Genomic DNA, 11,890 nt, shown 5'->3' on the forward strand with positions numbered 1-11,890 from the left:
GAGGTAGTTGAGTTCATGTCGTTTACCCGTCGCCAAATCCTCGGTGGCCTGGCCGGTCTTGTTGTCGTTGGTGTCGGAGCCGGGGGCGCGTCGCGTTACTGGCTGGGCAAGATGGCCGATGCTGACGCGGGCCACGACTATGAGCTGATCGCCGCACCGCTGGACGTTGAGCTGGTGCCGGGGCACAAGACCGAGGCCTGGGCATTTGGACCGTCGGCACCGGGCACTGAATTGCGTGCCCGACAGGGCGACTGGTTGCGGGTGCGGTTTATCAACCACCTGCCCGTCGCGACCACTATTCACTGGCACGGCATCCGCCTGCCGCTGGAGATGGACGGCGTACCTTACGTCTCGCAACTGCCGGTGTTGCCGGGTGAGTATTTCGACTACAAGTTCCGTGTGCCGGACGCCGGCAGCTACTGGTATCACCCGCATGTGAACAGCAGCGAAGAACTCGGCCGCGGGCTGGTCGGTCCGCTGATTATCGAAGAGCGCGAACCCACCGGTTTCAAGTATGAAAAAACCCTCAGCCTAAAGAGCTGGCACGTCGATGAAGAGGGCGCGTTCGTCGCCTTCAGCATCCCTCGTGAAGCGGCGCGTGGCGGCACGGCGGGGCGCTTGTCGACCATCAATGGCGTCTCGCAAGCAGTGATCGACTTGCCGGCCGGGCAGATCACCCGAGTGCGCCTGCTGAACCTCGACAACACGCTGACCTATCGCCTGAACATTCCTGGCGTCGAAGCGCAGATTTACGCACTGGACGGCAACCCGATCGAGCCCCGCCCGTTGGGCAAGGAGTACTGGCTTGGCCCGGGAATGCGTATTTGCCTGGCAATCAAGGCGCCGGCCGCTGGTGAAGAACTGGCCCTGCGCAACGGCCCGGTACGTTTGGGTACGTTCCGTTCGGTGGCCAACACCGACGCGCCGACCCAATGGCCGCCTGCGTTGCCCGCCAACCCGATTGCCGAACCGGACCTGGCCAATGCCGAGAAACTCAACTTCAATTTCGAATGGGTCGGTTCGGTGTCGGTGAACGTCGACAACGGCAAACCGCCGAGCCTGTGGCAGATCAACGGCAAGGCCTGGGACATCACCGACAAAACCTGTGCCGACCGCCCGATTGCCAAGCTTGAAAAGGGCAAGAGCTACATTTTCGAATTCAAGAACATGACCCAGTACCAACACCCGGTTCACTTGCACGGCATGAGTTTCAAAGTCATCGCCTCGAACCGGCACAAGGTCATTCCGTATTTCACCGACACGTATCTGTTGGGCAAGAACGAGCGTGCGCAAGTGGCGTTGGTGGCGGATAACCCCGGCATCTGGATGTTCCACTGCCATGTGATTGATCACATGGAAACCGGCCTGATGGCCGCCATCGAGGTGGCGTGATGCGTCAGATTCGTCCCGCAGCCATCATCGACCGCAGCCGAGATCGCGACTTTATGCGCGAAGCGCTGGCCCTGGCGGCCCAAGGTGCCGCGCTTGGCGAAGTGCCGGTGGGCGCGGTGCTGGTGCAGGACGGTGAAGTCATCGGTCGCGGCTTCAATTGCCCGATCAGTGCCAGCGACCCGAGTGCCCATGCTGAAATGGTCGCGATCCGCGCCGCTGCGCAAGCGGTGAACAACTATCGCCTGCCGGGCAGCACGCTGTACGTGACCCTTGAGCCGTGCAGCATGTGCGCCGGGCTGATCGTGCATTCGCGGATTGCGCGGGTGGTGTATGGCGCCCTGGAACCCAAGGCGGGGATTGTGCAGAGCCAGGGGCAGTTCTTTACCCAGGGCTTTTTGAATCACCGGGTGTTGTATGAAGGCGGGGTGTTGGCGGAAGAATGCGGGGCTGTATTGAGCGAGTTCTTCAAGGCCCGCCGCGCGAAACCAGCAGACTAAACACGTAAACCCTGAAGCTGTAGGAGCCGAGCTTGCTCGCGATGGCGGCTGTACAGTCAACAATGATGTTGAATGTCAGACCGCTATCGCGAGCAAGCTCGGCTCCTACGGGTTATGCGTTATTTACGGGCGACGATGACCGCACGCATCGGCGCCGGCAGCCCTTCGATCGTCTTGCTGTGATCGTCCGGGTCCAGGAAATCACTCAGCGACTGATACTTCATCCACTCCGTCCCGCGCTGTTCCTCGACCGTGGTCACGCTCACGTCCACACAACGCACATCCGTAAACCCGGCACGGCGCAACCACAACTCCAGCGCCGGCACCGAGGGCAGGAACCAAACGTTACGCATCTGCGCGTAGCGGTCTTCCGGTACCAGCACCTGCTGCTGATCGCCTTCGATCACCAGCGTTTCCAGCACCAGTTCACCGCCCTTGACCAGGCAATCTTTCAGCGCCAGCAAATGCTCGATCGGCGAGCGACGATGGTAGAACACACCCATCGAAAACACCGTGTCGAAGCCTTCCAGCTCCGGCGGCAAGTCTTCGAACGGAAACGGCAGGTGCCAGGCATTCGGCTCGGACAGGTAACGCTGCACGGCCTGGAACTGGCAGAAGAACAGCCAGTTGGGATCGACACCGATCACGCTGTCGGCACCGGCACCGAGCATGCGCCACATGTAATAACCGTTGCCGCACCCGACATCGAGAATGCGCTTGCCCTTCAAATCCAGATGCGGCGCAACCCGCGACCACTTCCAGTCCGAACGCCATTCGGTGTCGACGTGCACGCCAAACAAATCAAACGGCCCTTTGCGCCACGGCGACAACCCCATCAGCGCGGTACGCATCTGCGCGCGTGTTGCATCGTCGCACTCAGTGTCCAGCATCAGGCCATTGAGCAAGTCGACGACCCTCGGCTGGATCTTCGGCAGTGCGTCCAGCGCACTTTGCCAGCGCTCCAGGTCGCCGTGCCCCTTTTCCATTTTCTTGTCGAGTTGTGCTTGCAGGGTGTTGGCCCATTCAGCAAGCGGTGTGCCGGCCAGACGGCGGGCGAGGGGGGACAGATCAATCATGGCAAGGCAATCAACGAGGCAAAGTTAAGACACTGGAACCACGGCATGACTTTCGAGAACCCGGCGGCCAGCAGGCGCTCGCGGTGTTCTTCGAGGCTGTCAGGCTTCATGACGTTTTCGATGGCGCTGCGCTTCTGGGCAATTTCCAGTTCGCTGTAACCGTTGGCGCGCTTGAAGGCGACGTGCAGGTCGGTCAGCAGCGCGTGTTCTTGCGGGTCATTGAAGCGCAGCTTCTCCGACAGGATCAGTGCGCCGCCCGGCAGTAACGACTGGCGAATGCGCGAGAGCAACGCGGTGCGCTGCTCCGGAGCGATGAATTGCAGGGTGAAGTTCAGCGCCACTACCGAGGCGGGCTGGAAGTCGAGGGCGAGGATGTCGCCTTCAATCACTTCCACCGGCAACAACTCCTGGAACATCGAGTCCTGGGCGTTGAGGTATTCGCGGCAACGCTCGACCATGGCGGCGGAGTTATCCACAGCGATGACGCGGCAACCGTCGGTGCGCACATGACGGCGCAAGGCCTGGGTCACGGCGCCCAGCGACGAGCCGAGGTCGTAGAGCACGCTGTTGGGCTGGGCGAATTGCGCGGCGAGCACGCCGAGGTTTTCAACGATGGTCGGATAACCCGGCACCGAGCGCTTGATCATGTCCGGGAACACCCGCACCACGTCCTCGTTAAAGGCGAAGTCGGGTACCTGGGCCAAAGGCTGGGCGAAAAGGCGATCGGATTCTTTGCTCACGGCGGTTCCAGCGGCATGGGTGGAAAAGGCCGGCATTTTAGCCAAATTGACGGGGGGATGCGCGGGTTGTCTGATAAACCGCTGGGCRGATCTGGATCTTGTGTTTATAGGGAGATCGCTTTCGCGGGCAAGCCCGCTCCCACAAGTACAGCGCTATCCCTGTGGGAGCGGGCTTGCCCGCGATGGACTCAACGCGGTTTCTGGGTGAACGCCGACGCCGTAATCCCCCATTGCCCCAGCCAGTAGCTGAGGATGATCACGTAAGGCGCCGCATCGAACGGTGCGACAAAGCGGCTGATGCCAATCACGCTGTCGGAGAACACAAACGCCAGCGCGCCTGCCGCCGCCAGCAGCGCCGAGCGTTTCGGCACATCGGAGCCCAGTCGGGCCAGGGCTCGCCAGAGCATTGCGCTGATGGCCAGGCCATAGACAATTACCGGGACCAGCAACGGGCCCAAACCGTGGGAAATCAGAATCCCCAGCAGCACCGCACCCACGGCCAGCGCGATGATCAAGGGCAGCAACGCCAACCGGCGACAATCGCTCAAGTAGGCTTTCAAGTACGCCAGATGCGCGACCAGAAACGCGCCGAGGCCAAACACAAACAAGTCCCCCGGCCACGCCAGCAACACGTCGCCGAGCAGCGAGAAAATCAGGCCAAGGCTGATCCAGCGGCGATAGTCGCTGGGCGGCGCGTCGTGCAGCCAGCCGAGCAGGGCCAGCACCGGCAACGGTTTGACCAGCAGGCAAAGCAACGCGGCATGCACACTCACGCCATATAGAAAGGTCACCGCGCCCATCAACGCCAGAATCAGCCAGCCCATGATCAGTTAACCGAAATCGCGCAATCGAAGGTTTCCACCGGCAACACTTCCGGGGCCCAGGGTTGTTGCGATGTCAGGCGTAAACGCCCGGTGCCGGCGGCGAAGGCCTGAAAGCGCCAGGTCGAAATACCGGCGCTGCCGACGATGCCGGCATCTTCCGGATTGCTGTACACCTCGGGGCTGAGCGCATGCAGCACACCACCGGCCGAATCCTGGATTGCCCAGCGATAACCCGTAGTTGGGTTGCTCGGCAGGGTCAGGATCAGGTTTTGCCCGCTGTTGAGTTTCACCGGGCATTGGCTTTGTTTTTCCACGGTCACGTTCTGTTTCGGCTGCGTGGCGCAGGCGGCCAGCAAGGAAAGGGCGAGGGGGACAAACAAGCGAGTGGGGGACATAAGGTCAGCGGCTCCGGCATTCACGACGAACGGCGAGCATAACTGAAGATGAGACAAAGTGTGACAGCATGGCGGGAGATGATCGTTCCCACGCTCTGCGTGGGAATGCCGCCCGGGACGCTCCGCGTCCCATCACAAGCGTGACGCGGAGCGTCACAGGATGCATTCCCACGCGGAGCGTGGGAACGATCAGGTTACGAGGTCAGAACAATATCTTCGCCACATCCGCAAAGCGCTTGGCGAAATGCACGGTGATCCCTTCCTTCAGATAGTCCGGCAGTTCATCAAAACTGCCACGGTTAGGCTCCGGCAGAATCAACTCGAAAATCTTCTGCCGCCGCGCCGCAATCACCTTCTCGCGCACCCCGCCAATCGGCAGTACATGCCCGGTCAACGTCAGCTCGCCGGTCATGGCCACGCCTTTTTTCGGCGGCTGGTTCCGCGCGAGCGAGAGCAGGGCGCTGGCCATGGTCACGCCGGCGCTCGGGCCGTCTTTCGGGGTGGCGCCTTCCGGGACGTGCAAGTGGACGAACGCCTCGTCGAAGAATTTCGGATCTCCGCCAAACGACTTCAGGTTGGAGCTGACGTAGCTGTAGGCGATTTCCGCCGACTCTTTCATCACGTCGCCCAGTTGCCCGGTGAGTTTGAAGCCACGGTTCAGCGTGTGGATCCGGGTCGCTTCGATCGGCAAGGTCGCGCCGCCCATGCTGGTCCAGGCCAGACCGGTAATAACGCCGGTGCCGGACAGCACTTGCTCGTTGCGGAACACCGGATGACCGAGTGAGGCTTCAAGGTCCTTCGGCGCGATTTTGATCACCGCTTTCGGTTCTTCGATCAACTTCACCACGGCTTTGCGCACCAGTTTGCCCAGTTGTTTTTCCAACTGACGCACCCCGGCTTCACGGGCGTAACCGTCGATCAAGGCTTTGAGGGCGCTGTCGCTGATGCTCAGGCTGCCTTTGGACACGCCGGCCTTTTCCAATTGTTTGGGCCACAGGTGACGCTTGGCGATGGCGATTTTTTCTTCGGTGATGTAACCCGACAGGCGAATCACTTCCATCCGGTCGAGCAATGGGCCGGGGATCGAGTCCAGGGTGTTGGCGGTGCACACGAACAGCACTTTCGACAGGTCCAGACGCAGGTCCAGGTAGTGGTCGAGGAATTCGACGTTCTGTTCCGGGTCCAGCGTTTCCAGGAGCGCCGAGGCCGGGTCGCCCTGGTAGCTTTGGCCCATCTTGTCGATTTCGTCGAGCATGATCACCGGGTTCATCACTTCGACGTCTTTCAACGCCTGGACGAGTTTGCCCGGCTGGGCGCCGATGTAGGTGCGGCGGTGGCCCTTGATCTCGGCTTCGTCGCGCATGCCGCCGAGGCTGAAGCGATAGAACGGCCGGCCAAGGGATTCGGCGATGGACTTGCCGACGCTGGTTTTACCCACGCCGGGCGGGCCGACCAGCAACACGATGGAGCCGCTGATCTCGCCTTTATAAGCACCCACGGCGAGGAATTCGAGAATGCGGTCCTTGATGTCGTCGAGGCCTGCGTGGTGTTTGTCGAGCACTTTGCGCGCGTGTTTGAGGTCGAGTTTGTCCTCGCCGTACACGCCCCACGGCACCGAGGTGGCCCAGTCGAGGTAGTTGCGGGTGACCGCGTACTCGGGCGAGCCGGTCTCAAGGATCGACAGCTTGTTCATTTCCTCTTCGATGCGTTTCTGCGCCTGCGCCGAGAGCACTTTGCCGGTCAGGCGTTGTTCGAACTGCTCGATGTCGGCGCTGCGGTCATCCTTGGTCAGGCCCAGCTCTTGCTGAATGACTTTGAGCTGTTCCTTGAGGAAGAATTCGCGCTGATGCTCGCCGATCTTGCGGTTAACTTCGGCGGAAATCTCTTTTTGCAAGCGCGCGACTTCGACTTCCTTGCGCAGCATCGGCAGGACTTTTTCCATGCGCTTGAGCATCGGTACGCAGTCGAGCACTTCTTGCAGCTCGCTACCAGTAGCCGAAGTCAGGGCGGCGGCGAAGTCGGTCAGGGGCGAGGGGTCGTTGGGGCTGAAGCGGTTGAGGTAGTTTTTCAGCTCTTCGCTGTACAGCGGGTTGAGCGGCAGCAGTTCCTTGATCGCGTTGATCAACGCCATGCCGTAGGCCTTGACCTCATCGGTCGGCTCGGTGGGTTGGTGCGGGTACTCGACTTCCACCAGGTACGGTGGGCGATGGTGTTTGAGCCAGGTTTTGATGCGCACCCGGGTCAGGCCCTGGGCGACGAATTGCAGTTTGCCGTTTTCGCGACTGGCGTGGTGGACCTTGACCAGTGTGCCGTACTCGGGGAGTGCGTCGGTGTTGAAGTGGCGCGGGTCTTCCTGGGGGGCGTCCATGTAGAACAGGGCCAGGGCGTGGTGATCGGCTTTGCTGACCAGGTCCAGTGTTTCAGCCCACGGTTCTTCGTTGACGATGACCGGCAGTACTTGGGCCGGGAAGAAGGGGCGATTGTGGATCGGGATGATGTAGACCTTGTCCGGCAGGTTTTGGCCGGGCAGGGCGAGGCCTTTGCCGGTGGTGTGGTGTTCGATTTGTTCGGCTTCGTCGTACTCGCTTGGGTCTTCGGGGAATTCTTGCTGGTCGCTCATGGGGCACCTGCGCAATGGGGTATGGGTGTTAGATGGGGCAGGTGGGGGGTGGTTTCAATGGCCCCGGATATTTCCAGATGTGTGTTCAGGGGCGGGACAGATTCAGGGATCTTAACGGCAGGCAGTGTGCCGCTCGCTCAAAACAGGTGACGCGCCAGCCGCCTGGGCCCATCGCCCGCTTGATCAAAAATCCATCGTTCTATCCCTGGCACTGTGCGCAGCGCTGCAAATGCTGCCGACTTATGTTGCTCTGTGCATATCACATGCACGTTGGGCCCGGCGTCCACTGTTGCACACACCTCCAAACCCTCACCGCGCAGTTGCCGCACCCGCTCCAGAATCCGCAAGGTTGCCGGTTTCCAATAGAAAATCGGAGGCTGTGAAGTCATGGCAATCATGTGCAACTCCACGGCTTCGCGCTCCACAACAGCGGCCAATGCGTTGAAATCCCGGCTCACAATCGCTTGGCGGACAGTCGCCAGGCGTTCCGGCAGAAGGTCCAGTCGAGTCGGGTAAAAGGGGCTGCTGTTGGCGAGAAGATGACCTTGACGGGAGCTGACAGTTTTAGGTGTGGCGTCGACGATGGCGATCAAGTCATGCAGCGGCCAATGCTGCCCCGCAGCGAGTTGGACCGGCTCGCAGAGCTGCCGGCTATCGCCAGGCCATTGGACAAACCCGCCCAGCACCGAGCGCGCCGCCGAGCCAGAGCCGGACAGGCGCGCCAGTCTGCCGAGATCGGGGCTGTCGAGTGATTGCCCGCAGCGCAGGGCGAATGCCACTGCCAAGGCACTGAAACCCGACGCTGACGAGGCAATGCCCGCACCCGTCGGGAAGTTGTTGGTCGTGGCGATGCGCAACGGTGTCCAGTCATCGAAGTACTCGCGCAAGGGTTGCAGATGGCGTTCGATTCCAAGGCGCAGTGAGGTTTGTGCCACAACCAATAGGCCGCTGGCGGTTTTCCACATGATTTCATCGGCAGCGCCCTTCGTCCGGGGCGACAACGTGCAGAAGCTGAGGCACTGACTCAGGGTCATGGAGATTGAGGGATTGTTGGGGAGCGTCTGCCGCGCATCGCTCATGCCCCAATACTTGATGAACGCGATGTTGCTGGGCGAAGAAACGCTGATCCGATTCATTGCACTTGGACCTCCAGGCCGCCCACCGCTAATGGGGCATCGATTCTGCGATAGTGGGCCAGTTCCGGTAGCGCCGGCGCGTCGACCACCAATAGTGCTCCGGCCTGGTCCCCGGAGAGGGCGCCAGCCCCGCAAATTTTTGCTGCACCACCGGCTGCTTCAATGGCGCGGATCACTTGCACAACGGCTTTGGGCACCACGCCCAGACATTCCAGGGCCGCTTCATAGTCGTGTACCAACGCCTTGAGTGTGTCAGGTGCCGGACTGCGGGACTGCAACAGCGTGCGAAAGCGTTCGGCACAGCTGTGCATGCTTGCCAATAGTGGGTTATCCCGGCCTTCGAGCTGGTGTCGGGTGGCGGCGATGACATGCCCGGTACTCTCGCGAGCGGCTCCGGTGTGGTAGATCTCAATGCCGTGCAATTGCAGATGTACCGTGCTCTCGGGCCACGAAATCATCTTGAACCGGTTTCCCGCTTCGCGGCGTCGTTCGACCATGCCACCCAGCAAGCAAGTGTTGTGATCGATCCCTGACGGCAGCCCATGTTGGTAACGTTCAACGCGCATGGCTAGCGGTTGCAGCGGATGCCGTTGCGGCGACAACTTGAAGAGGCGCAACAACGCCGCTGACAGGCTGACCGCCAGTGCTGCCGAACTGCCGAAGCCTGCGTCCAGCGGAATGCTCGATTGCACTCGTAGCGTGCAGCCGCGTATGTCTTCTAGCGCCAGTTTGAGCAGAACTTCGCCCACAGCACATTTGACCAAGTGATCAACGTCGTTTCCTCTGACGCCGATAAAGGTGTGTGTCTGGGGATCGTTTCGAAAGCATACCCAGCGTTGGCGCACTTCCCGGACGTAATCGAGCAGGGCGCCCGTGCTGTATTGCCGATGGATTTGCAGCTCGGGTAACTGAATTTCAATCTGATCATCGTCGCGCTCACGCACCTGCACGGTGCAATACAGCCCCAAGGTAGTAGCGAACACCGGGCAACCCTGCAACGCCGCGTGCTCGCCAATCAGAATAATCTTTGCGGGAGCGCGTGCTTGCACAGCAACCGGTGCCATGACTCAACGCCCCCATTGCACATGAGCTTTTACCAAATGATGTGCTGCTTGCGCCGCCATGATGGACAACTCACCCGCCAGCACCAGCGCTCCGATTATTTCTGCCAAACGCAAAGTGTCGACTCCAGGTTTTTTGGCGCCCGGGACAATCCCCATCAACGCCAGTGCTTCGCGTTGAGTGCACAAACCGGTGCCGCCGCCGACAGTCCCCAGTGGTGTGTCGGGCAACAGGATCGAGGCGTAGAGGGCGCCATGCTCGCGCGCTTCGAGGCAGGTAATGCCGCAAGCACTTTCTGCTACTTGAGCGACATCTTGTCCGGTGGCGATAAAGACAGCCGAAAGAATATTGGCGTGATGGGCATTACTGCCCATTGCCCCCGCCATTGCTGAGCCCAACAGGTTTTTGCGGTATTGGACGTCACACAACGAAGCCGAATCGGTTTTCAGGATGTCGTGCAGGATGTCAGCGCTCAGATGGGCTTCGGCAAAAATGCGTTTGCCCCGACCGTTGAGCACGTTAACCATCGCCGGTTTTTTATCGGTGCAGTAATTGCCTGAGATGCTGATGCAGGGTAGGCCGGTAGCGGGGCTGATCAGCTCGGTTATGGCCCGCTCGCAGGCAATGCTTGCCATGTTCATGCCCATGGCATCGGCACTGTGGAAGCGAAAACGCAGGTAGATCGTGGTGCCGACCAATGCGGGCACGATGTCCTGCAATACAAGGTGACGGCTGTTCTCTTCGCAGAGCTGTTTGATTTTGTCGTAGTTGTTTCGGACCCAGGCTACGAAAGCCTGTGACTGTACGATACCGCTGGAGCGAAACACCGGCGCTCGGGTGATGCCCACATCGTCGACGCGCACCACCGCGCCTCCGGCGGCGCGTAACGCGGCGCACCCTCGGGACACGCTGGCGATCAGTGCACCTTCGGTGGTCGCCAGTGGCGCAAAGACCGGTTCCTGGGCGGTAATCGCTTGCCCATTGACCAACAGGGGACCGGCAACGCCCAGCGGTATCTGAATAGCCCCGATGAAGTTCTCGCATTTTGCCGGGCGCGCATCAAACGTGTAATTGCCGATGGTGGTGAGTGAAGCCCCAGTGATCAATTGCAACGCCTCACGCCGAATGAAGGACGCTTGGTTGCGCGACAAGGTTTCAGGTAGTTGATGCAGGCGGACCTCACCCTTGGCCAAGGCCTCTATCCATTGAGCGTCGAATTGAGAGTGGGACATGAGTCACCCGGCGGGTCATTGAGTGCGCAAGGTGGTGCGCGTCCTGTTGATGATCTGCAGAACTGACCCAGGCAGGTACTGTCATTGTTGACAGTTTTTTATATCGATCGGCGATTGGACGGCACTCGTCGAGGCGTTCCGGACAGGCAATTAGCCCACATTGACCAAATGTGGGAGCGTCGCACCTCCGCTCCCACTGGGGATCAACGGTGTTGCGCGGGTTTGGGGAGTTCGAGGTTGTCCATCATTCGGTTCGCCGCCAGTTCGGCCAGCATGACGATTTGCTGAATGGCCATGGCGGTGTTGCGATGCGGGCCTTCCAGGTAGGCGGCAAAATCGCCGGCCATCACGCTGGCCTGGGCCAGGGATTCACAGGTGTGGGCCAAGAGGTCTTCGTCTTTGAGGTCCGGTGCAAGCATGAACATGGTGCTGGGTTTGCGGGTGGGCGGTGATTTCAGGGCTGCGGGGTTTAGGTAGTGATTCAGCGCGCGTTCGGCGGCTTCATTGAGTTTTTTGGAATCGATGGATTCGTAGGGGGAAACATCGTCGGTTTCGGGGGGATTTGGTGTTTCTTTGATCATGGTGAAGCTCCATTCGAAGATAGGGAGTTCGCCACGACTGCGACCAAGCAGTTGGGTGGCAAACCGTACGCAGGTTGGTCGACCAGGGAATGGAACCCGGCAGGGCCGAAGCCCTCCCACGCACAGCTCGCCATGAAGCAAGCACGAAAAGTGCGCCATTCTAAACCTGGGCGACCAAACCCGGTCGCTGAATTTGCAGCGACGCCCAAAGCCTATCGTCCCGGCTTCTGACCCAACAACCGACAGCGCTTGTCGGAAACCGCCGCCAGAGCAGCCACCGCTGTAGGACGTTCGCCGAATTTCCAGACCAACCACAACCCAAATGTGGGAGCGGG

Annotated in this window: 11 protein-coding genes; 2 read left to right on the top strand and 9 right to left on the bottom strand. The window is 60.4% G+C overall.

All coding sequences use genetic code 11. From position 1 onward, the window contains the following. Positions 1 to 15 precede the first annotated feature (15 nt). Positions 16 to 1,392 carry a multicopper oxidase family protein gene (locus tag AC1D2P_RS21795; protein ID WP_109784986.1) on the top strand — a complete coding sequence of 459 codons (1,377 nt, stop codon included), beginning with the start codon at positions 16 to 18 and terminating at the stop codon, positions 1,390 to 1,392. After that, entirely contained in the window at positions 1,392 to 1,889 is a 498-nt protein-coding gene (gene tadA, locus AC1D2P_RS21800) for a tRNA adenosine(34) deaminase TadA (protein ID WP_477757991.1), read from the top strand. Before AC1D2P_RS21795 ends, tadA begins: the two co-directional genes overlap by 1 nt. 119 nt (positions 1,890 to 2,008) lie before the next feature. Here tadA and cmoB read toward each other — a convergent pair whose 3' ends face one another. From cmoB to AC1D2P_RS21845, 9 genes are all read right to left on the bottom strand, one after another. Continuing rightward, the gene (cmoB, locus tag AC1D2P_RS21805; protein ID WP_477757992.1) at positions 2,009 to 2,965 is read right to left on the bottom strand and encodes a tRNA 5-methoxyuridine(34)/uridine 5-oxyacetic acid(34) synthase CmoB; all 957 of its coding nucleotides are present in this window, start codon (positions 2,963 to 2,965) and stop codon (positions 2,009 to 2,011) included. After that, complete coding sequence (gene cmoA / locus AC1D2P_RS21810) at positions 2,962 to 3,741, bottom strand: carboxy-S-adenosyl-L-methionine synthase CmoA (protein WP_177412216.1); 780 nt, start codon at positions 3,739 to 3,741, stop codon at positions 2,962 to 2,964. The genes cmoB and cmoA overlap by 4 nt, the downstream gene beginning before the upstream one ends. 152 nt (positions 3,742 to 3,893) lie before the next feature. Next, positions 3,894 to 4,529, bottom strand: a complete 636-nt coding sequence (locus tag AC1D2P_RS21815; RefSeq protein ID WP_223524088.1) for a lysoplasmalogenase — start codon at positions 4,527 to 4,529, stop codon at positions 3,894 to 3,896. 2 nt (positions 4,530 to 4,531) lie between these two features. Then, positions 4,532 to 4,924 carry a protease inhibitor I42 family protein gene (locus AC1D2P_RS21820; protein WP_223524091.1) on the bottom strand — a complete coding sequence of 131 codons (393 nt, stop codon included), beginning with the start codon at positions 4,922 to 4,924 and terminating at the stop codon, positions 4,532 to 4,534. 202 nt (positions 4,925 to 5,126) lie between these two features. Continuing rightward, positions 5,127 to 7,544, bottom strand: a complete 2,418-nt coding sequence (gene lon, locus AC1D2P_RS21825; RefSeq protein ID WP_477757993.1) for an endopeptidase La — start codon at positions 7,542 to 7,544, stop codon at positions 5,127 to 5,129. A gap of 137 nt (positions 7,545 to 7,681) precedes the next feature. Continuing rightward, the gene (gene mvaD / locus AC1D2P_RS21830) at positions 7,682 to 8,680 is read right to left on the bottom strand and encodes a diphosphomevalonate decarboxylase (protein ID WP_052961847.1); all 999 of its coding nucleotides are present in this window, start codon (positions 8,678 to 8,680) and stop codon (positions 7,682 to 7,684) included. Then, a complete protein-coding gene (locus AC1D2P_RS21835; RefSeq protein ID WP_477757994.1) occupies positions 8,677 to 9,744 on the bottom strand; it encodes a mevalonate kinase family protein in 1,068 nt (355 codons plus the stop codon). Before AC1D2P_RS21835 ends, mvaD begins: the two co-directional genes overlap by 4 nt. A 3-nt stretch (positions 9,745 to 9,747) precedes the next feature. Continuing rightward, the gene (locus AC1D2P_RS21840) at positions 9,748 to 10,974 is read right to left on the bottom strand and encodes a hydroxymethylglutaryl-CoA reductase (RefSeq protein ID WP_109784994.1); all 1,227 of its coding nucleotides are present in this window, start codon (positions 10,972 to 10,974) and stop codon (positions 9,748 to 9,750) included. A 203-nt stretch (positions 10,975 to 11,177) separates the two neighbouring features. Further along, the gene (locus tag AC1D2P_RS21845) at positions 11,178 to 11,555 is read right to left on the bottom strand and encodes a DUF6124 family protein (protein ID WP_109784995.1); all 378 of its coding nucleotides are present in this window, start codon (positions 11,553 to 11,555) and stop codon (positions 11,178 to 11,180) included. Positions 11,556 to 11,890: the final 335 nt, after the last annotated feature.

This window comes from Pseudomonas sp. P1_F1_2 (assembly GCF_056405815.1).